Raw genomic sequence first — 21,906 nt, forward strand, 5'->3', positions numbered from 1 at the left:
CTCCGCAGGGCAGGCGGGTTGCGGGTTCAGATTCAGAGGGTGCCGGTCGGTCGGGCGCCGGCTGGCTGACTAGGCCGACACACGGGGGGATGTCAGCTTGGACTCCTGCTCGCCAGGATCGATGTCGGCAACGGGAGAGGCACGCAAGGGCTCGTCGGGCACGCCCTTGATGGCCTTGCGGACTACGAGTTGGTCGTGCAACTCGCCGACGACCCAGCTCAAGGTGCGGCACGCCTGCCGCCGTTGATCTGGGTCGATCGGCAGTGGCTCGTCGCGCAGACGCTGCCCCCGTTGCACGAGGGTGCGGATGTAGGGGTCACGACCGTCTTCCCGCGCAGCCAGGGCCACGTTCAGGAGCTGACTCAAGCCCTCGACGACGTCCTGCGCGGCCTGCTCCAGCTCCTCCAAGGGGGCTGGTACGACGTCCAGCGCGACGGCGATTCGATCGAGGAGGGCGTTGGGATCAAATGGCTTCCACGCCTTGGTTTTCGCCAGCAGGCGGAGCAGGACGTCTTCCGTCAAGGGCATCTCCTCGGCGGACTGTTCCAGGGGGCCGGCAAGCCGGACCGGTAGCCGGCTCATGTCGTCGCCCCTTGCACGGCTTGGGGCGGCGGCTCGGTAACTTCAGCATGGACGAGGCCCACGAATCCGCCATGAGTGTCGAACCAGCTGAGTTCACGCTCATAGGCGTTGATGTCCGGAGCGATCACTGATGGTGTGAGTGCGACCACGCCGTTCACGTAGCCTTTCTCCACCTGCTGACGTACGGTCGCCCAGCCGGGACGTTGGTCGGAGAGGGCGAGGTCGACGAGGTCGGTGAAAGACTGCCCCGGACGAACGAACAGTCCTTCCCGCTCAGCGAAGGCTCGGGCCTCTCGGAGAGAACGCGTCGGGCTGCAGTTCCGCGCAGTGAGCGCGTAAAGGCATACCTGTGGCTTCCGGCCGGTCTCTCGGATGCGACCGAGCAACTGCTGCATGGATCCAAGCCGAAGGAACATCAACTGAACGGCACGGTCCTTGCCGGCCTGGCTAGCGTTGGGGAAGAGGCGCTGGTAGTACGCGCTCTCCTGGTCCAGCGAAGGGATTTGGCTAAGAGCGATGCTCTGGCACATTGCTGGCCTCGGCTCGTCGTAGGAGTTCGTCTGCTTGCTCGCCTCTGGTCCGAGGCATCTCGGGGAGGCTGGTTAGCGGGACGAGATTGGGGAGTGTGCTCTGGGGAATGGCCAGCCGCATCGGATCCGCAGCCGATTGCCCGACCTCCAGGGCGGGAACAGATTCCTCCCAGTCCGGGCGCCACCGCCATGTCGTCACCCGTGCCACTTCGCTACCGTTCGGGTGACGAAAGTGCCACGAAGGTGCCGTCAACGTGCCATCTGAGGGCGACCAGTTGCGGAGCCGAACGGTGGATCGGTTTCCTGGTCCTGGGGAATCGGCGGTTCGCCGATGGAACGAGGAGTCGACATGAAGACCCCGCGGACGCTACTTGCAGTCCTCATTCGGCAGCGGCGTTGGCGCTACCGGGACTTCAACCACCACTTCCGCGCCACGGCCGAAGAAGTCCTTGGCGACGAGGGGCGGAACCTCGACTGCTCGGAGCGCACCTTTCGGCGATGGACCGGTGGAGATCTTCTGGAGCTTCCTAGCCCCGCGGTGTGTCGCACCCTGGAGCGGATGTTCAGAGTCGAAGCGGCGACGCTCTTCGCGCCCCCGCCCTCGCAGGCCCACGCGGCGGCGGCCCCTCAGCTCAACCTGGAAGACGAAATCGCCATGACCACACGAGACGCACAGAACGAGGCGAGCGCGGCTGCCTCGACTTCTCTCTCCGACACAACGCTGGACCAACTCCACGATGATCTGACGTCGCTGGCAAAGGGCTACAACCGGAAGCCGCCCCTCGATGTCTTTCGGCAAGCAAGTGCCCTGCGCGAAGAAGCGGAAGAGCAACGAACGCGCACGCAAATTCCCGCACAGCAACAGGAGTTGCTGATTCGGGCTGGCGAAGCATGCGCACTCATTGCTGCTGCAGCCTTCGACCTGGGTTATCCCGACCAGGCCCGAACGGCGGCTCGCGCTGCCGAAGGGTACGCCGAGACCTCCCGATTCGACCCTTTGAAGGCATACGCTCTCGGCACACGTGCCTTCATCGCGTACTTCAGTGACGACCCGACCGAAGGAGCACGACTTGCCCAGATGGCGCAGAGTCTCACCGGCCTCGGCGACACCGCACGGCGACGCCTCGCAGCCATTGAGGCCCGGGCCTTCGCCTACCTGGGTGACCGGGACTCGGCGCATCAGGCAGTAACCCGATCTCATGCAGCAGGAGTTGGCCGTTCCGATGACCTGCATGATGGGCTGGAGGGAGAATTCGGGTTCACGGACGAGCGTCTGGCCATGTCCAGCAGCTCGACGTACCTCCTTGTCCAAGACGGCCCGCAGGCTGAAGCGGCGGCGCTTCGTTCGCTCGAACTTGCCTCCCGACGTCCAGTAGCCCTCAGGTCGGCCCGAGTAGTAGGTGGAGCAGCAGCTGATCTTGCGGCGGCCCGGCTACTGCGGGATGACCTGGCGGGAGCCGTCGAGGCCCTGGAACCGTTGTGGGCCGTGCCGCAGGACCAACGCTCTCCCGGCCTGCTGGAGAGGATTTCCCGAGTCCACAAGGCCCTGGCCAGCCAGAGGTATCGCTTGGCACTGCAGGCCGGCGGCCTACGCGAACAGATCCAGGACTTCGCCCACATGTCACCGGCCCGGCAGCTGAAGCCACCTCGCCTGCAAATGCCTGCGTTGGAAGGCGGAACCACCGAATCAGAAACTGACACCCAACGCTGAGAGGATCTCCCGTTCCTTTCCCGGAGCGATCCCGTGCTTGGCCCATCGCGGATGCTCAACGGGGAGCCCGCCAGATTGCAACCATGCCCAGGTGTCACGAATCGTTTCGGAAAGAGGCCGGCACCGCAGGCCCCCACTGACAGCTCGCTCCGACTCCACTGACCACGCACCCGCATGAGTCCGCCACAAGGGCAGTTCCGTCCACTGTCGTACGCCGAACTGCCCGAGCAACTCTGGCGGGGCCCAAACCAACTCGGCAGCCCCACCGGTGACGGCGATGCACTCCTGAACGAACTCCTCGAAGGTCACGGCCTGCGGGTGGGCGACGTTGTAAGCGTCACGCCCAGGAGTAGCCGCCTGATCGATGGCGAAGTGCGCGACGTCCCGGACGTCGACGGGCTGGATCCGGCGATCGGCAGGTGAAGGGACGAGTAGGGGGCCGCCGCGGTGGGCACGACGCAGCCACCACGGCAGCCGACCTACGTATTCCCCCGGCCCCAAAATGACTCCAGGCCGCAGGAAGACAGCTCGATCACCCAGGGCTTCCCTGACTGCCCGCTCGCCGCCCGCCTTCTGGAAGCCGTACTCCGTCGGCGACCCGTCAGGGCCTGTGTAGCCGAATGTCTCATCGGCATCAGTGGGGCACTCCAGGAGCTGCGACTCTTCCGTCAGCCGGTCGTGCGGCCACCCTGAATACACGGACACCGTGGAGATGTGTACCCACCGAGCAGTCCGTGCTGCCAACGCGTTGGCAGCGAGCAGAACATCGCGCGGAGGAAGGTCGGAGCTGGAGGTGTCGATGACGGCGTCCCACGGTCCGTGTTGCGCGAGTCGCTCCAGGTCCCTGGCGGCCTGTCGATCTCCGCGGATTGCGGCCACACCCGGCACATCCTGACCAGAACGACCCCGGTTGAAGGTCGCTACCTTCCAACCGCGTCGTTGGGCTTCGCACACAACCTCTTTGCCCAGGAACCACGTCCCGCCGAGCACCAAAATCCTCATGCCTTGATCCTGCCTGTTCGGCCGGGGTGGTGGAAGCCCCCTCTGGCGTGAGAGCCGGCCGATCGACCCTGCGGCCGCGGCTTCGGTTGCATTCGCCCACAGCAGACGAGGAAGAGTTCGAAAGGACTGGAACTTCCGCCGGGCTGATGTCAACGTACAACAGTCCGGAAGACGCCAGGCTAGGTATGGGTCTTCAATTCAAGAGATGCTGGCTGCATGGCTCGTTCTCTATATGCCTTGATGTCGAGGCCCGTTCAGAGGAGGATCCACTGTCCAACACCTTTCTCCGCTCCGCTCGTTTCACAGCTCCTGTTCTCCTGGGACTGGGCGCCCTGAATGCATGGACCGCACAGAAGGCGGAGGACTACGGTGCACTTTCTACCGCGTTGTGCCTTTGCGTGTGTGCAGCCGGTCTAATCAGCGAGGACGCGTGCCAACGGGACTACCGTCGTGACCGTGAGGTCCTGGCATGGGTTGCCGCGCGCCAGGAGGCCACAACTCGGCAAGTCGCTGCGGGCACTGGTGTCTCCGAGCGCGTCGTCATCCGCAACCTGGAACGACTCACGGAAGACGGGCTGCTGGTGCTTGTTCAGGACGGTGAGACTCCCGCCCTTCGTTCCTATCGACTGGCCTCCTGACCAGGGCTACAGCAGAGGAAGGAAGGGGGCGCAGCTCGCGGGGAGGGGCGAAACATAGCCGACGATCGCCGGTTAACCAAACCGGCGATCGTGCGGATTATTGATGGTGTCCGCACTCGGCTGCGCTTGGCGGTGGAGCCATGGCGGATGCATCGGACCGTGCTGCAAAACAAAGGTGGAGCTAGTGCACGCGGCGCTGGTCTGCTGCTGCCCGTGAAATCGCAATGCTGGCCCGCTGAAGGCTGCGATGCCTGCACGGCGGTATCAGGTGTCGGGAAGCTGCTGATGCCATTCTGCCGCCCGCACCTTCGCCCGTAAGGAATCCCCGATCACATGTGTCGAACCGTGATACCCCCTGTCGTTCTCTGCCTCGCAACGACAAGTCTCCATGCCGTGGCGGGTTGCGTCGGTGATGTCGAGGTGCAGCTGTGGCAGTAGCAACACGCCCCGCAGAGAAGCTGACTGTTGATGATGTCTGTGACGAGCTGGGGGTCGCTCGATCGACCTTCGGTGACTGGCGTCAGAAGGGCCACGGGCCGCGCTGCATCCGGCTGCCCAATGGATCCCTCCGAATACGGCGTAGCGATTTTGAAAACTGGTTGATTGATTGTGAGGACCCTTCTTGATGGATGGCAATGCCTCGTTGGATGTTCGCTTCTACCCAATAGAGGCGAACAAGCGAGCCAACGGGAACAGCTACACCGTCCGTTGGAAAGTGGCCCACAAGAAGCACAGTAAGACGTACAAGAAGAGCTTGGTAGCTGACGACGAGCGATCGAAGCTGATGTCCGCGCATCGGAAGCGCGAGCCGTTCGATATCGACACGGGGCGGCCGATCTCTTGGATGTCCAAGGCTGCCGGGGTGAATTGGTACAACTTCGCTATCGAGTACGTCGACTGGAAATGGCCAGGGTCTTCCGGTAACTCCCGGAAGACCCTCGCCAAGGCGCTCACGCCCGCGACCATCGCCCTGCTGCGTACACCTCCGCCAGAGCACTTCGATCCGGTGGAGGTCCGCAAGGCGCTGCGGGAGTACGCCTTCAACGTCAGGCGGCGTACCGACCCTGAGGCCCTGGTGCCGGCCGACGCGCAGAAGATTCTCGACTGGGTCCAGCGAAATGTTCTCCCGATGAGCGCCTTGGAGAAAGCCGAGACGGTCGACAAGGTCGTCACCGCTCTCAGTACCCGCCTGGATGGGACCGCGGCAGCTGCCAGTTCGGTCACGCGGAACGCCCGGATCATGAACTTGGTGATGGGCTACGCGATCAGGCATAACTACCTGAAGGGCAACCCTTTCTCGAAGGGGAAGGGGGAGCGGACGGCGCCGAAGGCGGCTCAGGCGATCGACAAGCGATGCCTGCTTAACCGCGACCTGGTTGCCAAGATGCTGGCCTGGATAGGTGGACGTCCGCGTCGCGGGTCCCTCTACCGGGCCTTCTTCGCCACCCTCTACTACGCGGGTCTTCGTCCTGAGGAAGCCGTCGCTCTCCGCGTGGGTGATGCCACGCTCCCGGAGACAGGATGGGGCGAGTTCCTCGTCCATGAAGCCCAGCCCGAAGTCGGCCGTCCTTGGACCGACACCGGTGAGGTCCACGAGGAGCGGGAGCTCAAGGGGCGTGGCGAGGGTGACACGCGCCCGGTGCCGATCCATCCCTCCCTCGTCGTCCTCCTCCGCGAGATGATCAAGGAGTTTGGCCTTGAGGATGGCGATCGTCTCTTCCCAGGAGAGAAGGGCGGAATGCTCGCCGGCAGCGTCTTCCGGCGCGTCTGGCGCAAAGCGCGCAAGGCCATCCTCACCGAGCACGAGCTGAACTCTCCGACAGGTAAGCGGGTATATGACCTCCGTCATACCTGTCTGACGGCCTGGCTCAATAGCGGCATTCCCTCGGCGCAGGTCGCAGAGTGGGCAGGAAACAGCGTGCCGGTGCTCCTTGCCGTCTACGCCCGCTGCGTCGTCGGCCAGGCCGAGGACTACTTGAGGCGTGCCGAAGGGGTGCAAGAGCTGCCGTAAATTGCGGCGTGAAGAGCGGCCTCGGGCCCCCGAACGTGGGGCACCGAGGCCGCTCTGCTGCGTGTCGGGAGGAGCACGGCGTGGTCCCGCAGGGCCCGGATTTTGTGGGACGTATGTGGGACGGGCACCCGTAGAAGCCCGGATTTGGCCGGTGCCAGCCGGACTCCACCCTCCTCGGGGGACGGGAGTCCGTTTCATCTCGGGGGTCAGGTGTATGTGCTCTGACCTGGGGAAACGTTGGCAGCCTGACGGCTGGTCAGTGGTGCCCCCGGCAGGACTCGAACCTGCGGCCAAGTGCTTAGAAGGCACGTGCTCTGTTCGGGCGGCCTCGCTCACTCAAGGCGAGCATTCGGTTGGGCGGGGGATCGGCTATTCCAGGCTGGCGTGGGTATTCGCCCACGGCAGACACATTGAACCCGGAACGGACTGGAATAGCGCGGCGAAGCAAGTGAACCTAGAGCAGTCACGGAAGATCGCGGGCATGGTCGGCGCAACATAGCACGGGATCGCCGGTTAGCGAAACCGGTGATTCTCCGGACTATTGGGGGAGTTCAGGCGCCGTCCGATCCACATACGGTGCCGGGATTGTCGTGCCTACCCTTACGCCTCACCCCAAGGAGCTTGCCCATGGCCGCAGTTGTTGGTGCCAAAACGTTTCTTCTGACCGATCGGCAGTGCTTTTCGATACTCGACTGGGCCGCCGAACAGCCGCAGAACGGCCTCGTACTGCGGGCCTTCCTGGCGTCCATCGCTCTCGCGGCGCTGCAGCCGAAGGAAGCCCTGACGCTGCGCGTCCGAGACGTGGAACTCACGGACGACCGCAGCGGTTGGCTGCTGATCCGCCCCCACGGACAAGAGCGCGGCGAGACGGATCCGGGGCGAGCGGGCGCTGAGCGGCGTGTTCCCGCCTGCCGGGAGTTGGTAGCGCTCCTGAAGGCGGAGATCGCCCGGCGCGATCTCCGTCCCGATGACGCGATATTCGTTCTCGACGACGGGCGACCGTTGACCGCCCCGTTCTACCGGAAGATCTGGCGGCAAGCGCGGGCGGCGGTTCTGGGAGCGCACGAGGGTGACTCGCCGCTCGGCAGGAATGTCTCGGCTCTGCGTGACGCGCGCATCGCGGCGTGGCTGAAGAACGGTGACCAGACCGCGGCGCACATCCTCGCGGAGGCTGAGTGCGCTGGAATGAGCGCTCCTCGCCTTGCCGAACGCTTCGCGCACTGCCTTCGCAAGCCGACACGGGATGAAATCCCTTGGGACCGGCTCGAAGCTGCCCTCGCCCTTTCTGACCTGCCGAGTGAGCCGGCCCTGACCGCCGTGCGCCATCAGTAGCGCTGTCCCTCGTTGCGGATCGACCGCGATTTCCTTCCTGCCGCATGACACGGCAACGGGTGGGCGGAACTGATTTTCCCCACCCGGGCTCACTCCTTCCCTACCTCACAGAGATCCACCGATGCCTGCACGATCTTTGCCTGCCTGCACGGCCCCCTCGGGCGCCTTGTCCGCCGCCTTCTTGACCGTGAAGGACGCGGCCGACTATCTCGGCCTCTCACCCCACACTCTCTACGTCTGGCGCCACCGTCGGCAGGGACCCCCGAGCTTCCGCATGGGACCCCGCGGCCGAGTCACGTACCGGCTCGAAGCGCTCGACGCCTGGGTCCGCGAACAAGAGCAGGCCGACTCCCGTGCCAACCCGGCCCTCAACCCGCTCAACACCCCTCCGCAGGAGCGGTCCAGCCGCTTCCTCAGTGCCTGAAGCACGAAGCGCCGTAGAGCGCCGCCTCCCACCCCCACCAGCAAGGAGTTCCACCTGGCCGGCTACATAGAAGACCGATGGCTGAAGAAGCGCCCGAACCCGAAAACCGGCAAGCGCGAGCGCACCGCCATGTACGGCAAGTGCACCCGCTACCGCGTCAAGGGCATCCCCGGCGTCAAGGACCGTTCCTTCGACGCCCTCCAGGACGCCAAGACCTGGCTCGCCCAGGCCCAGACCGACGCACGACGAGGCGAGTTCGTCGATCCACGCGATGGGGCCATCTCCCTCAAGGACTACATCGCCACCCACTGGTGGCCCACCCAGAGCGGTGACCCGTCCACGATCGAACGGATCGAGCAGAGGGTACGCCGACACATCGTTCCCCACCTGGGTGCTCAGCCGCTCAACGCCATCGGCACGGAAATCCTGCGTCACTGGAAAAAGCGGCTGGAGAAGGACCTTGGTCCGACCTCGATCCGTCTGGTCTGGGCGACGCTGTCCAGCGTCCTCCAGGCCGCCGTCGAGGATCGTCGCCTCGGACGCAATCCATGTCGGTCCAGCACGGTCGGTCCTCCGGCCGCCACACCCGGCAGGGTCGAGGCGTGGCCGCCCGAGCGGGTGCTGGCGGTACGGGAGGCCCTGCCGGATCGCTACCGGCTCCTCCTCGTGATCGGAGCAGGTCTCGGGCTCCGGCAGGGGGAGGCGCTCGGGCTCTCAGCGGATGACATCGACTTTGAGAAGGAAGTCGTGCATGTCCGGCGGCAGGTCAAGATGGTGCGGGCCAAGCTGTGTTTCGCGCTCCCCAAGGGCCGCAAGGTCCGGGACGTGCCGCTGCCGTCCAGCGTGGCCCGGGCCATCCGGCAGCACATGGAGGAGTTCGCGCCGGTGCCGGTCACGCTGCCCTGGGACGACCCGACTCCGGCCGCGACGCCGTGGAGGCCAAACACCGGCGGCCGAGGACCTACAACCTCCTGGTGACGGGCCGCGAGCGGAAGGCCATCAACCGGAACTACTTCAACTCCTACGTGTGGAAGCCCGCGCTGGCCGCGGCGGGCGTGATCGCACCGCTGGAGGGAGGCAGCGCCGACAGTGCTCGTGTGTGGGAGCCGTCCCGGGAGCACGGCTTCCACGCCCTGCGTCACTTCTTCGCCTCCGAGGAACTGGAGGCTGGCGAGTCGATCGTCTCCCTGGCACGCTGGCTGGGGCACTCCGACCCCGGGTTCACGCTGCGGAAGTACTCCCACTTCCTGCCCCGCGCCGGCGCACGGGGAAGCGCCGCCATCGACGCGATCTTCGCGTAGACGCAGCCGGTCGGCAGAGCCTGTGGAGCGTGGCCCGTAGCCCGCCGCAGGCCCAAAGTCCCAGAGATGCCGCCGCACCCTTCCCCGGCCTGCTAAACAGCAGGTCAGATGGGGCGTGGCGGCATCCGCGTATCAGATGTCCCGGAAGATCTCGATCTGTGCGCCGATCGAGTTGAGGCGTTCCGCGAGGTCCTCGTAGCCGCGGTTGATGACGTAGACGTTGCGCAGGACCGAGGTGCCCTCGGCGGCCATCATGGCCAGGAGGACGACGACGGCGGGGCGGAGTGCCGGGGGGCACATCATTTCTGCGGAGCGCCAGCGGGTGGGGCCGTCGACCAGGACGCGGTGCGGGTCGAGGAGTTTGACCTGGGCGCCGAGTCGGGTGAGGTCGGTGAGGTAGATGGCGCGGTTGTCGTAGACCCAGTCGTGGATCAGGGTCTGGCCCTGGGCACTGGCGGCGATGGCCGCGAAGAAGGGGACGTTGTCGATGTTGAGGCCCGGGAAGGGCATGGGGTGGATCTTGTCGAGCGGGGCCTGGAGTTTGGAGGGGCGGACCGTCAGGTCGATGAGTCGGGTGCGGCCGTTGTCGGCGGGGTACTCCGCACTGCGCTCGTGGTCCAGGCCCATCTCCTCCAGGACGGCCAGTTCGATCTCCAGGAATTCCACCGGGACCCGGCGGATCGTCAGTTCCGACTCGGTGACGACCGCGGCGGCCAGCAGGCTCATGGCCTCGACCGGGTCCTCCGAGGGAGCGAAGTCCACATCGCGGTCGATCTTCGCCACCCCGTGGACGGTGAGGGTGGTGGTGCCGATCCCGTCGACCCGGACGCCCAGTTCTTCCAGGAAGAAGCACAGGTCCTGGACCATGTAGTTGGACGAGGCGTTGCGGATGACCGTGACGCCGTCGTGCCGGGCGGCGGCCAGCAGCGCGTTCTCGGTGACGGTGTCGCCGCGTTCGGTCAGGACGATGGCGCGCTTGGGGGCGACGCTGCGGTCGACCTCGGCGAGGTAGGTGCCGTCGGTCGCGGTGATTTCCAGGCCGAAGTGCCGCAGCGCGGTCATGTGGGGCGTGACGGTCCGGGTGCCGAGGTCGCAGCCGCCCGCGTACGGCAGCTTGAAGCGGTCCATCCGGTGCAGCAGCGGGCCGAGGAACATGATGACGCTGCGGGTGCGGCGGGCCGCCTCCAAGTCCATGGCGGCCAGGTCGAGTTGGGCCGGCGGCACGATCTCCAGGTCGTTGCCGTCGTTGATCCAGCGGGTGCGGACGCCGATGCTGCCCAGCACCTCCAGGATGCGGTAGACCTCCTCAATGCGGGCCACCCGGCGCAGCGTTGTGCGGCCCGCGTTGAGCAGCGTCGCGCACAGCAGTGCGACGCAGGCGTTCTTGCTCGTCTTGACGTCGATGCTGCCGGACAGTCGGCGCCCGCCGACCACCCGCAGATGCATCGGTCCCGCGTACCCGAGCGAGACGATTTCACTGTCCAGGGCCTCGCCGATGCGGGCGATCATCTCAAGGCTGATGTTCTGGTTGCCGCGCTCGATGCGGTTGACCGCACTCTGGCTGGTGCCGAGCGCCTCGGCGAGCTGCGTCTGTGTCCAGCCACGGTGCTGTCGGGCGTCACGGATGAGCCTGCCGATGCGTACGAGGTAGTCGTCTGCCATGGGGTGACCGTATCTCAGATATGAGATGGGTGCGTTATTGGCAGGTCTTCCGTTGGTTGTTCTACTACTATGCAAACAACTGGAGGTTGCCATGAAGCGATCCATGCTGTCCGCCCCGCCCGCGAACCCCCGCCGGCGGGGCTGGATAACCGCCTTACCGTTCATCCTCGTCACCGTGACCCTCGGTGGCATCTACGTGTGCGTAGCCGGCCGGCTGCCCGAACGGCTCGCCACCCACTTCGGCTTGGACGGCCGGCCCGACGGCTACTCCTCGGCGCAGGGCTTCCTGTGGGGATGCCTGCTGACCCTGCTCGTCCTCGGCGCGGGCATCGGCGGCCTCGTCCAGCTCCGGATGCCCGCACGGAGCGGGCGTTTGCTGGTCGCGATGGGCTACTTCACGGCCGTCGCCCTCGGCTATCCGGCGGCCGTGATCCTCTTCGGGAACACCGAGGGGGCCGCCGTGGCCACGGTCCGGCTGCCCGTCTGGCAGGTAGCCGTGGCGCTGGGGGCGGGCGTCGCCGCCGGCGGTCTGGGCTGGCTGCTCGCCGGCGCCGACCCGGCGGAACGCCGTCCGTCCTCCGGGCCCGTGCGCCGCCTCGACCTGCCCCCCGGTGTCCGGGCCGGCTGGTCACGCACCGTCAGCTCGCCGCTGATGGGCGTCCTGGCCGGCGCGATGGCCTGCCTCGGGGTCGTCCTCGGAGTGTCCGCCGGTTGGGTCGGCGGCGGGGCCATGCTCCTCGGCGGACTGGCGGTCGCGGTCCACTGCTCCGTGCGGGTGACCGTCGACCGGCGCGGGCTGACCCTCACCCCGACCCTGCTGCCGGTCCCGCTGCACCGGATACCGCTGGAGAAGGTGGCGGAGGCGTCCAGCCGACGGATCGCCACGTTCGCCGAGTACGGTGGCTGGGGGTACCGCATCCGGCCCGGCGGCAGCGGCCTGCTGCTCCGTTCGGGCGAGGGGGTGGTGCTGCAGCTCACCACGGGCCGGGAGTTCGTGGTGACGGTCGACGACTCCGCAACGGCCGCCGCGCTGCTCACCACGTATCTCGACCGCAGGCGGTCCGGAGAAGGAGGCTGAGGTGCTGTTCCGCGTCGACCCGGGCTCGTCCGTGCCGCTCGGCGACCAGATCGCCGCCTCGGTCCGTGGCGCCATCGCCGACGGCTCGGTCCGGGCCGGTGAACGCCTGCCCGCCGCCCGCGCCCTCGCCGCCTCGCTCGGCGTCAACGTCCACACCGTGCTGCGCGGCTACCAGCGGCTGAAGGAGGAGGGGTTGATCGAACTCCGCCGCGGTCGCGGTGCGGTGGTCACCGGAGCCGCCGCGCCGGCCCGCGCCCGCGTCGGCGAGGCCGCCGAGCGCCTCATCGCCGAGGCCCGCCATCTGGGCCTGACCGACGAGGAGATCGTGCGGGTGGTCCGGCTGGGGTTGGAGGGGGGATGACCCGGCCCGGCCACGGTTCGCGGTGGCCGACGGATTCGGGGCGGCCGGCGCGTTCAGGGCGGACGACCGCTTCCGAGCGGACGACGGCTTCGCAGCGGACCACGGCGCTCCGCTCGGGCTCAGCCTCGTAAGGCGGTTCGGGTCGGCGCGGGCCGGGCAGGTGGGCCAGGGGACGGAACCCGGGACGGCCGCCGCGGCGGCCGGGACAGGAGGCGGCGATGCGGAGGGCGACGGACGCGCACGAACCGACACCGCCGGCCACCGCCGCCCTGCTCCGCACCTTTCTGACGGGGCTTCTGGACCGAGTGCCGCTGCGGGCGCTCTGGGCGCACGGTTCGCTCGCCGGCGGCGACTACCAAGAGGGCCGCAGCGACCTCGACCTGATCGCGCTCCTCGCCCGCCCCGCCACACCGCAGGAGCAGGACGACCTGGCCGGCCTGCACCGCCGGCTCGCCGCGACCGGCGGTCCGGCGGCCCGGACGATGCACTGCGCCTACCCCGACATCACCGCGCCGGACGACCCGGCGCATCCCCATCTCGCCTGGGCGCACGGAGAGTTGACGTACCGTCCGCTCACCCCGGTCACCCGTCGCGAACTCCACACCGTCGGCCTGGTCCTGTACGGCGACGGCCCGGCCGGGCTCCTGCCCCCGGTGACCGACGCCCAACTGACCGCCTTCGTCCTCGCCGACCTGCGCGGGTTCTGGCGGCCCGCGTTGGGCCACCCGGAATACTGGCTGCGGGACATCTGGGTGGACCTCGGGTTGCTGACCCTGGCCCGGGCGACCGTGACCCTGCGCAACGGCACCTTGATCAGCAAGCGTCAGGCGCTGCCCGTCCTGGCCGGCCTGGGCGCGCCGGCGCAGGTCCTCGCCGACATCCGCCACCGGCGCTACGGCCCCACGCCCCCGCCCCCGTCACCGGACGGGGCCGGCGCGGCCGGTGCGCCCGACGCCCACCGCGCCGACTGGCCGGCCCGGCGCGCCGAACTCACCCGCGCCTTCCTCGCCCCGGCGATCGACCGGACGCTGACCGCGTACGGGGGCGGCTGAGCCGTGGCGGGGATGCGCCGCCCGGGTGCCCTCACTCGTCCAGGAACGTCAGGTTCAACGCGGCGAGCCGGACCGGGTCGGCCAGGATGTCGATCTCCACGATCTTCCCGTCCGCGACGGTGAAGCCCATCACGGAGAACGGCCGCCCCTCCCGCAGACTGACCAGTCCCGGCGCCCCGTTGACCAGCGCCGGCCGGGCGAACGACGCGATCTTGGAGTACAGCTTCGCCTGCTGGACGACCGCCGTCGCGCCGCGGACCAGCTTCGTCACGTTCGGTGCCGCGGCCCCGCCGTCGGCGCGCAGCACCACGTCCGGGTCCAGGATGGCCAGCAGCGCGTCGAAGTCCCCGCCGCGCGAGGCGGCGAGGAAGGCGTCCACCACCTCGCGCTGGCGGACCGGGTCGGTGTCCGGGACCGGCGCGGTGCCCTGGACGCGACGGCGGGCCCGGCTGGCGAGTTGGCGGGCGGCGGCCGGGGTGCGGTCGACGATCGGGGCGATCGCGTCGAAGGGGACGGCGAACATGTCGTGCAGGACGAAGGCGAGCCGTTCCGCGGGCGTCAGGGTCTCCAGCACGACCAGCAGCGCCAGGCCGACCGAGTCCGCCAGCAGCGCCTCCTGCTCCGGGTCGGGCCCCTCCACCCGGCTCACCACCGGCTCGGGGACGTGCACTCCCCCTTCGAACGGGTCCTCGCGCCGGGCCCGCCGGGTGCGGAGCTGGTCCAGGCACACCCGGCCGACGACGGTCGTCAGCCAGCCGCCCAGGTTCTCCACCCCCTCCACCCCGGACCGGCTCAGCCGCAGCCACGCCTCCTGGACGGCGTCGTCCGCCTCGCTCAGCGAGCCGAGCATCCGGTAGGCGACCGCCCGCAGTTGGCCGCGCTGCTCCTCGAAGCGGGTGGCCAGCCACTCCCGGTCCGCCCGGTCGCCCGGTCCCTCGCCGGTGGCCGCCGCGGTGTGCTTGTCGTCCATGACTGGTGTCCTCCCTCGCGGGCCTTTTGACGATCCGGCCCGCCGGCGCTCTGGGTGTGCGGCCTGTTCCCGCTCATCACCTTGACGGACGAGCCGCCGCACATGTGACACGGCCCCCCGATCCCGGGGAGCGGAAGAGGCCGGTCCGACGCCGTGGGCGCCGAGCCGGCCTCTCCGGTGGTGCGTTCTTCTTCGGGAGCTGAGCTGAGCTGGTTGAGCCGAGCCGAGCCGTCTGCTCGGCGGGCCGGGTCAGTCCGTGCCGAACTCCATCGCGGCGCGGTCCAGCATCTCCTCGTCGTCGGAGACCTCGCCGCGGGAGGCGATGGCCTCGGCGCCGCCCTCCGGCATGCTGCCGATCAGCCCGGTCGCGGCCGCCTGGGCGGCACCGACGGCGGGGTTGGCCGTGCCGATCAGGCCGAGGCCGGCGTACTGCTCCAGCTTGGCGCGCGAGTCGGCGATGTCGAGGTTGCGCATGGTGAGCTGGCCGATCCGGTCCACCGGGCCGAACGCCGAGTCCTCGGTGCGCTCCATGGACAGCTTGTCCGGGTGGTAGCTGAAGGCCGGGCCGGTGGTGTCGAGGATCGAGTAGTCCTCGCCGCGCCGCAGCCGCAGGGTGACCTCGCCGGTGATGGCCGCGCCGACCCAGCGCTGGAGCGACTCACGCACCATCAGGGCCTGCGGGTCCAGCCAGCGGCCCTCGTACATCAGCCGGCCCAGGCGCCGCCCCTCGTTGTGGTACTGGGCGAGGGTGTCCTCGTTGTGGATCGCATTGACCAGCCGCTCGTACGCGGCGTGCAGCAGCGCCATGCCGGGCGCCTCGTAGATGCCGCGGCTCTTGGCCTCGATGATCCGGTTCTCGATCTGGTCCGACATGCCCATGCCGTGCCGACCGCCGATGGCGTTGGCCTCCATCACCAGGTCGACGGGGGAGCCGAACTCCTTGCCGTTGATCGTCACCGGGCGGCCCTGGTCGAAGCCGATGGTGACGTCCTCGGTGAGGATCTCGACCTCGGGGTCCCAGAACCGCACGCCCATGATCGGCTGCACGGTCTCCACGCCGGTGTCCAGGTGCTCCAGCGTCTTGGCCTCGTGGGTGGCGCCCCAGATGTTGGCGTCGGTGGAGTACGCCTTCTCCGTGCTGTCGCGGTAGGGCAGGTCGTGGGCGAGCAGCCACTCCGACATTTCCTTGCGGCCGCCGAGCTCGGTCACGAAGTCCGCGTCGAGCCAGGGCTTGTAGATCCGCAGGTTCGGGTTGGCGAGCAGGCCGTAGCGGTAGAACCGCTCGATGTCGTTGCCCTTGAAGGTCGAGCCGTCGCCCCAGATCTGGACGTTGTCCTCCAACATCGCCCGGACCAGGAGCGTGCCGGTGACGGCGCGGCCGAGCGGCGTGGTGTTGAAGTAGGCCCGCCCGCCCGAGCGGATGTGGAACGCCCCACAGGTGAGTGCGGCCAGGCCCTCCTCGACCAGCGCCGCGCGGCAGTCGACCAGACGGGCGATCTCGGCGCCGTAGGTCTGCGCGCGGCCGGGCACCGAGGCGATGTCGGGCTCGTCGTACTGACCGATGTCGGCGGTGTAGGTGCACGGGATGGCGCCCTTGTCGCGCATCCACGCGACCGCGACGGAGGTGTCGAGGCCGCCCGAGAAGGCGATGCCGACGCGCTCGCCGGCGGGAAGGGAGGTGAGGACCTTAGACATAGGAAGAGTATGCATCCTCGCGCATGGTCATGCAAAGGGGTGCCCGAGAAAGAGTGACGCGAAGGGGGCTGGGGTGTGTCGCTTCGTCGACGGCTCGACGGGACGGGGGTGGCGTAGCCGCCGCCAGGGCATGACCCGGCAGCAGCGATGTACTAGAGTTATCTCGACATCGAGATATCTGCCGGGAGGCGTACCGCTGCCGTACTAGTAAGGCAAACCTAACTTAGGTTCACCTTAGCGGATCGGTGACGACCCTGGGACGGCACCGCGCGACGGCAGTCGCATAGTGTGCGCAGCGCGGTGGTACGCGCGAAATCATTGAAGGAGACTGTCGTGTCGGCGAACAGCTTCGACGCCCGTAGCACGCTGCAGGTGGGCGACGAGTCGTACGAGATCTTCAGGCTGGACAAGGTGGAGGGCGCCGCCCGTCTGCCCTACAGCCTCAAGGTGCTGCTGGAGAACCTGCTCCGTACCGAGGACGGCGCCAACATCACCGCCGACCACATTCGGGCGCTCGGCAACTGGGACTCCCAGGCGCAGCCCAGCCAGGAGATCCAGTTCACTCCGGCCCGCGTGATCATGCAGGACTTCACCGGCGTGCCGTGCGTCGTGGACCTGGCGACCATGCGTGAGGCCGTGAAGGAGCTGGGCGGTGACCCGGCGAAGATCAACCCGCTGGCGCCGGCCGAGCTGGTCATCGACCACTCCGTCATCGCCGACAAGTTCGGCACGAAGGACGCGTTCGGCCAGAACGTCGAGCTGGAGTACGGCCGCAACAAGGAGCGCTACCAGTTCCTGCGCTGGGGCCAGACCGCGTTCGACGAGTTCAAGGTCGTCCCGCCGGGCACCGGCATCGTCCACCAGGTCAACATCGAGCACCTGGCGCGTACGGTCATGGTCCGAGGCGGCCAGGCGTACCCCGACACCCTCGTCGGCACCGACTCGCACACCACCATGGTCAACGGCCTGGGCGTCCTGGGCTGGGGCGTCGGTGGCATCGAGGCCGAGGCCGCCATGCTCGGCCAGCCGGTCTCCATGCTCATCCCGCGCGTCGTCGGCTTCAAGCTGACCGGCGAGCTCAAGCCGGGCACCACCGCCACCGACCTGGTCCTCACGATCACCGAGATGCTGCGCAAGCACGGCGTCGTCGGCAAGTTCGTCGAGTTCTACGGTGAGGGCGTGTCCGCCACCTCGCTGGCCAACCGCGCCACCATCGGCAACATGTCGCCGGAGTTCGGCTCCACCGCCGCGATCTTCCCGATCGACGACGAGACCCTGAACTACCTGCGCCTGACCGGCCGCGACGCCCAGCAGGTCGCGCTCGTCGAGGCGTACGCCAAGGAGCAGGGCCTCTGGCTGGACCCGCAGGCCGAGCCGGACTTCTCCGAGAAGCTGGAGCTGGACCTCGCCACGGTCGTCCCCTCCATCGCCGGCCCGAAGCGTCCGCAGGACCGTATCGTCCTGGCCAACGCCGCGGAGCAGTTCAAGCAGGACGTCCGCAACTACGTCGACACCGCCGACGAGGCGGGCAAGGAGTCCTTCCCGGCCTCCGACGCCCCGGCGTCCATCGACGGCGTCCCGTCGAACTCGGTCACCGTGACCGCCCCCGACGGCTCCACGTACGAGCTGGACCACGGCGCGGTCACCGTCGCCGCCATCACCTCCTGCACCAACACCTCGAACCCCTACGTCATGGTCGCCGCCGCCCTGGTGGCCAAGAAGGCGGTCGAGAAGGGCCTGACCCGCAAGCCGTGGGTCAAGACCACCCTCGCCCCGGGTTCCAAGGTCGTCACCGACTACTTCGACAAGGCGGGCCTGACCCCGTACCTCGACAAGGTCGGCTTCAACCTCGTCGGTTACGGCTGCACCACCTGCATCGGCAACTCCGGCCCGCTGCCGGAGGAGGTCTCCAAGGCCGTCAACGACCACGACCTCGCGGTGACGTCGGTCCTCTCCGGTAACCGGAACTTCGAGGGCCGGATCAACCCCGACGTCAAGATGAACTACCTCGCCTCCCCGCCGCTGGTCGTCGCGTACGCCCTCGCCGGTTCGATGAAGGTGGACATCACGCGCGACGCGCTCGGCGTGGACCAGGACGGCAAGCCCGTCCACCTGGCCGACATCTGGCCGACCGAGGCCGAGGTCAACGACGTCGTGGCGAACGCCATCGGCGAGGACATGTTCAACAAGTCCTACCAGGACGTCTTCGCGGGCGACGCCCAGTGGCAGGCGCTGCCGATCCCGACCGGCAACACCTTCGAGTGGGACACCGAGTCCACCTACGTCCGCAAGCCCCCGTACTTCGAGGGCATGCAGATGGAGCCGGCTCCGGTCACCGACATCGCCGGTGCGCGCGTCCTGGCCAAGCTGGGCGACTCGGTCACCACCGACCACATCTCCCCGGCCGGTGCGATCAAGGCCGACACCCCGGCCGGCAAGTACCTCACCGAGCACGGTGTGGAGCGTCGTGACTTCAACTCCTACGGCTCGCGCCGTGGTAACCACGAGGTCATGATCCGCGGCACGTTCGCCAACATCCGCCTGCGCAACCAGATCGCGCCGGGGACGGAAGGCGGCTACACCCGCGACTTCACGCAGGCCGACGGTCCCGTCTCCTTCATCTACGACGCCTCGCGCAACTACATCGACCAGGGCATCCCGCTGGTCGTGCTCGCGGGCAAGGAGTACGGCTCCGGCTCGTCGCGCGACTGGGCCGCCAAGGGCACCGCGCTGCTCGGCGTCAAGGCCGCCATCGCCGAGTCGTACGAGCGGATCCACCGCTCGAACCTCATCGGCATGGGCGTCCTGCCGCTGCAGTTCCCGGAGGGCCAGTCCGCCGAGACCCTCGGCCTGACCGGCGAGGAGACCTTCTCCTTCACCGGCGTCGAGGAGCTCAACAACGGCACCACGCCGCGCACGGTCAAGGTCACCACCGACACCGGTGTGGAGTTCGACGCGGTGGTCCGCATCGACACCCCCGGTGAGGCGGACTACTACCGCAACGGCGGCATCATGCAGTACGTGCTGCGGAACCTGATCCGCAAGTAAGCGGTACGGCGCAGCGAACGAGGGCCGCACTCCCGGGAAGGGGGTGCGGCCCTCGCGTTACCCGCCGTCAGCGGCGCCGGCCGGTCGGGCCGGTCAGCGGGACCGGCCGGCGGGACCGGTCAGGAGAACAGCTTGGTGTAGATGTTCCAACCGGTGCCGATCTGGACGCGCGCCTGGTAGGGGCTGGCGGCGTTGCCGGTGCCGTAGTAGGCGTAGAGGCGACCGGAGCCGTCGCGGGCGATGAAGTCGGTCTTGCCGTCGAGGTTGAGGTCGCCGGTGGAGACCAGGGCGTTGTAGCCGCCCCAGCCGGTGCCGATCTTCTGGCGGGCCTCGAAGGGCGCGCTGGCGTTGCCGGTGCCCTTGTAGAGGTACAGGTCGCCGGTGGCCTTCTCGCGGGCGATGATGTCGGTCTTGCCGTCGCCGGTGAGGTCGCCCTTGCCGGTGATCTGGTCGTAGATCTGCCAGCCGGTGCCGACCTTGGTGCGTGCGGTGACCTTGCCGTCGGGGTAGCCGAGGTAGAGGTAGAGCACGCCGCTGCGGTCGCGGGCGAGGATGTCGTACTCCTTGGCGCCGCCGAGGTTGCCGGGGGAGAGCACCTTGTCGTAGGTGTTCCACCCGCCGCCGATCCGGACGCTGTCCGGGGTCGCGTCGTTGCTGAAGTACAGGTCGCCGGTGGGGTCCCAGAGCCAGACCGCGTCGCCGGAGCCGTCGCCGTTGTTGTCCAGCGCCTGCTGGTTGGCGCGGACGTCGCCGAGGTCGTCGACCTTCTCGCGGGCGGTGAACCCGCCGCTTCCGTTGGGACCGTAGACGTAGGTGGCGCCCGCGGACTCCACGCCGAAGAGGCCGAAGACCGGGTTGGCCGCGGTCGCGGTCGCGGTGACACCGGTGGTGCCGCTGGTGATCGCCTTCGGGGCCTTGGTCGGCGCCTTGGGGGCGGCCTGCACTGTGTTCCGGGCGGCCGTGCCCGGGTTGTCCGCCGCGAAAGACGTGCCGGCAGCGGTGCCGGCGAGTGCGACGGCGATGGCCGCGGTAGCGAGACGGGACAGGGCACGTCCGCGCTTGCGGCCGGGGAGTATTGCCACGTAGTTCTCCGTGGTTGGGGTCGAGAAGGGATCCGGTACGACGACGGCGCGCCCCCGTGGGGGCGCGCCGAAGGTCTCCGGAATTCAGGATCTTTGCACGGCTTCTTCACCTGTCAACTACCTCGCCGACGGCACGAGAAGCTCCCGTTCCGCCCGTACACCCTTTTCCCCGGAGACTATTCGGGAGTGGTGGTACGAACCCGGCGAACCGATCGAGAAGACTCGGGGCCGGTGGTCCCGGGCGCGGGGCCGGCCGGTCCTTCTGCCCGGCTCCGTCCCTGTTGTTCCGTCCTGTGATCCTTCCAACACCCGGTCGACGGGCGGCCGCGAGCGGCGTGGCTCAGAACATCAGGCGGTAGGTCTGGTAGCCCCAGCCGACCTTGACGGGCTTGGCGAACGGGGCCCGGGCGTTGCCGGTGCCCTTGTAGAGCATCAGGTCGCCGCCGGTGGTGCGGGCCAGCAGGTCGGCGTTGCCGTCGCGGTCCACATCGCCGGTGGAGAGCAGGTAGTTGTACGCGTTCCAGCCGGCGCCGATCTTCTGGCGGGCCGCGAACGGGGCCTTGTAGTTGCCGGTGCCCTTGTAGAGCCACAGCACGCCCGACGCGTCGCGGGCGACGATGTCGGCCTTGCCGTCACCGGTGAGGTCCCCCTGGCCGGCGATCTGGGTGTACTGGCCCCAGCCGGCGCCGATCTTGGTGCGCGGGGTCACCTTGCCGTCGGGGTAGGCGAGGTAGGTGTACAGCACGCCCGACTTGTCGACGGCCATGAGGTCGGACTCCTTGGCACCACCGAGGTTGCCGGGGGACAGGACCTTGTTGTAGGTGTTCCAACCGCCGCCGATGGTGCGGGTGTCCGCGTCCCCGTTGTCCTTGTCGTACGTGTAGTAGAGGTTGCCGTTGAAGTCCCAGCTGTAGAACGCGTCGGCGTAGCCGTCCTTGTTGTGGTCGACGTTCTGCACGGCCTTGAAGATGTCCCAGCCGAACCACACGTAGTCGCGGGCGTCGAAGCCGTTGCCGTTCGGTGTCTGCTGGTAGAGGTCACCGCCGCGGTCCACTCCGGAGAGGTGGAAGTACGGGGAACTCACCTCGCCCGGGGCCGCGTACCCCATGCGGCCCTTGGGGGCCTTCGGGGGCTGGGGGACGGTCAGCTTGAGCTTGTCGGGCGTGGCGTTCTTCAGGGGCGCCGGAACCGGGGGCTGGCTGTCGGCGACTGCGGTTCCCGCGGTCGTGCCCAGCAGGGTCGCTGCGAGCACTGCGGTCGCGAGCCGGGTGAGCGCGCGGCCACGCTTACGGCCGGGAAGGAAACCCACGTAAATCTCCAGTTGGTCGGACATTGGTAGCGCCATGCCCTATAGGAGGGCATGGCGCGGGATTTACTGAATCTTTGCACAGGAAGTTTATCTGTCAAATGGGGCATCACGCCCTTCG

General features: G+C 68.1%; 19 protein-coding genes. 11 read left to right on the forward strand and 8 right to left on the reverse strand.

The window, feature by feature from the left end; all coding sequences use genetic code 11:
- Window positions 1–69 precede the first annotated feature (69 nt).
- Both ACO0M4_RS05930 and ACO0M4_RS05935 read right to left on the reverse strand, forming a co-directional pair.
- Complete coding sequence (locus ACO0M4_RS05930) at window positions 70–582, reverse strand: hypothetical protein (protein WP_430368576.1); 513 nt, start codon at window positions 580–582, stop codon at window positions 70–72.
- A complete protein-coding gene (locus ACO0M4_RS05935) occupies window positions 579–1,112 on the reverse strand; it encodes a hypothetical protein (protein WP_430368578.1) in 534 nt (177 codons plus the stop codon). The genes ACO0M4_RS05930 and ACO0M4_RS05935 overlap by 4 nt, the downstream gene beginning before the upstream one ends.
- Window positions 1,113–1,461: 349 nt before the next feature.
- Between ACO0M4_RS05935 and ACO0M4_RS05940 the strand changes: the two genes are divergently transcribed.
- Window positions 1,462–2,823, forward strand: a complete 1,362-nt coding sequence (locus tag ACO0M4_RS05940) for a DNA-binding protein (protein ID WP_430368579.1) — start codon at window positions 1,462–1,464, stop codon at window positions 2,821–2,823.
- On the opposite strand, the gene ACO0M4_RS05945 is transcribed toward ACO0M4_RS05940, so the two are convergent.
- A complete protein-coding gene (locus tag ACO0M4_RS05945; RefSeq protein WP_430368581.1) occupies window positions 2,800–3,825 on the reverse strand; it encodes an NAD-dependent epimerase/dehydratase family protein in 1,026 nt (341 codons plus the stop codon). The genes ACO0M4_RS05940 and ACO0M4_RS05945 overlap by 24 nt on opposite strands.
- Before the next feature lie 1,066 nt (window positions 3,826–4,891).
- Between ACO0M4_RS05945 and ACO0M4_RS05950 the strand changes: the two genes are divergently transcribed.
- The 6 genes from ACO0M4_RS05950 to ACO0M4_RS05975 all read left to right on the forward strand — a co-directional run bounded on the left by ACO0M4_RS05950 (window position 4,892) and on the right by ACO0M4_RS05975 (window position 9,531).
- Window positions 4,892–5,089, forward strand: a complete 198-nt coding sequence (locus tag ACO0M4_RS05950; RefSeq protein ID WP_430368583.1) for a helix-turn-helix transcriptional regulator — start codon at window positions 4,892–4,894, stop codon at window positions 5,087–5,089.
- Window positions 5,089–6,474, forward strand: coding sequence for a tyrosine-type recombinase/integrase (locus tag ACO0M4_RS05955; RefSeq protein WP_430368584.1), 1,386 nt, complete (start codon window positions 5,089–5,091; stop codon window positions 6,472–6,474). Before ACO0M4_RS05950 ends, ACO0M4_RS05955 begins: the two co-directional genes overlap by 1 nt.
- 627 nt (window positions 6,475–7,101) lie before the next feature.
- On the forward strand, window positions 7,102–7,806 hold the full coding sequence (locus ACO0M4_RS05960; protein WP_430368586.1) for a hypothetical protein: 705 nt from the start codon (window positions 7,102–7,104) through the stop codon (window positions 7,804–7,806).
- Window positions 7,807–7,927: 121 nt separating this feature from the next.
- Window positions 7,928–8,230, forward strand: coding sequence for a helix-turn-helix transcriptional regulator (locus tag ACO0M4_RS05965; RefSeq protein ID WP_430368587.1), 303 nt, complete (start codon window positions 7,928–7,930; stop codon window positions 8,228–8,230).
- 129 nt (window positions 8,231–8,359) lie between these two features.
- Window positions 8,360–9,208 (forward strand): tyrosine-type recombinase/integrase, encoded by an 849-nt coding sequence (locus ACO0M4_RS05970; RefSeq protein WP_430368589.1) that lies wholly within the window; start codon window positions 8,360–8,362, stop codon window positions 9,206–9,208.
- Entirely contained in the window at window positions 9,205–9,531 is a 327-nt protein-coding gene (locus tag ACO0M4_RS05975; protein WP_430368590.1) for an integrase, read from the forward strand. The genes ACO0M4_RS05970 and ACO0M4_RS05975 overlap by 4 nt, the downstream gene beginning before the upstream one ends.
- Window positions 9,532–9,663: 132 nt before the next feature.
- Here the strand turns inward: ACO0M4_RS05975 and ACO0M4_RS05980 are convergent, their stop codons facing one another.
- Window positions 9,664–11,193: a helix-turn-helix domain-containing protein gene (locus ACO0M4_RS05980; protein ID WP_430368591.1), complete on the reverse strand. Its 1,530-nt coding sequence runs from the start codon at window positions 11,191–11,193 to the stop codon at window positions 9,664–9,666.
- A gap of 91 nt (window positions 11,194–11,284) precedes the next feature.
- On the opposite strand from ACO0M4_RS05980, the gene ACO0M4_RS05985 reads away from it, so the two are divergent.
- From ACO0M4_RS05985 to ACO0M4_RS05995, 3 genes are all read left to right on the forward strand, one after another.
- Window positions 11,285–12,271: a DUF1648 domain-containing protein gene (locus ACO0M4_RS05985; protein ID WP_430368593.1), complete on the forward strand. Its 987-nt coding sequence runs from the start codon at window positions 11,285–11,287 to the stop codon at window positions 12,269–12,271.
- Window position 12,272: 1 nt separating this feature from the next.
- Window positions 12,273–12,632, forward strand: a complete 360-nt coding sequence (locus tag ACO0M4_RS05990) for a GntR family transcriptional regulator (protein WP_430368594.1) — start codon at window positions 12,273–12,275, stop codon at window positions 12,630–12,632.
- A gap of 218 nt (window positions 12,633–12,850) precedes the next feature.
- Window positions 12,851–13,684, forward strand: coding sequence for a nucleotidyltransferase (locus tag ACO0M4_RS05995; RefSeq protein WP_430368595.1), 834 nt, complete (start codon window positions 12,851–12,853; stop codon window positions 13,682–13,684).
- A gap of 31 nt (window positions 13,685–13,715) precedes the next feature.
- Here the strand turns inward: ACO0M4_RS05995 and sigJ are convergent, their stop codons facing one another.
- Both sigJ and argG read right to left on the reverse strand, forming a co-directional pair.
- Window positions 13,716–14,654, reverse strand: a complete 939-nt coding sequence (gene sigJ, locus ACO0M4_RS06000; protein ID WP_430368596.1) for an RNA polymerase sigma factor SigJ — start codon at window positions 14,652–14,654, stop codon at window positions 13,716–13,718.
- 249 nt (window positions 14,655–14,903) lie between these two features.
- Window positions 14,904–16,349 carry an argininosuccinate synthase gene (gene argG / locus ACO0M4_RS06005; RefSeq protein WP_430368598.1) on the reverse strand — a complete coding sequence of 482 codons (1,446 nt, stop codon included), beginning with the start codon at window positions 16,347–16,349 and terminating at the stop codon, window positions 14,904–14,906.
- A 333-nt stretch (window positions 16,350–16,682) separates the two neighbouring features.
- Between argG and acnA the strand changes: the two genes are divergently transcribed.
- Window positions 16,683–19,397 (forward strand): aconitate hydratase AcnA, encoded by a 2,715-nt coding sequence (gene acnA / locus ACO0M4_RS06010; protein ID WP_430368599.1) that lies wholly within the window; start codon window positions 16,683–16,685, stop codon window positions 19,395–19,397.
- 119 nt (window positions 19,398–19,516) lie between these two features.
- On the opposite strand, the gene ACO0M4_RS06015 is transcribed toward acnA, so the two are convergent.
- Both ACO0M4_RS06015 and ACO0M4_RS06020 read right to left on the reverse strand, forming a co-directional pair.
- Entirely contained in the window at window positions 19,517–20,479 is a 963-nt protein-coding gene (locus tag ACO0M4_RS06015) for an FG-GAP repeat domain-containing protein (RefSeq protein WP_430368600.1), read from the reverse strand.
- Window positions 20,480–20,819: 340 nt separating this feature from the next.
- Entirely contained in the window at window positions 20,820–21,812 is a 993-nt protein-coding gene (locus tag ACO0M4_RS06020; protein ID WP_430368601.1) for an FG-GAP repeat domain-containing protein, read from the reverse strand.
- Between the last annotated feature and the right edge of the window lie 94 nt (window positions 21,813–21,906).

Source organism: Streptomyces sp. RGM 3693 (assembly GCF_050471125.1).
Taxonomy (GTDB): domain Bacteria; phylum Actinomycetota; class Actinomycetes; order Streptomycetales; family Streptomycetaceae; genus Streptomyces.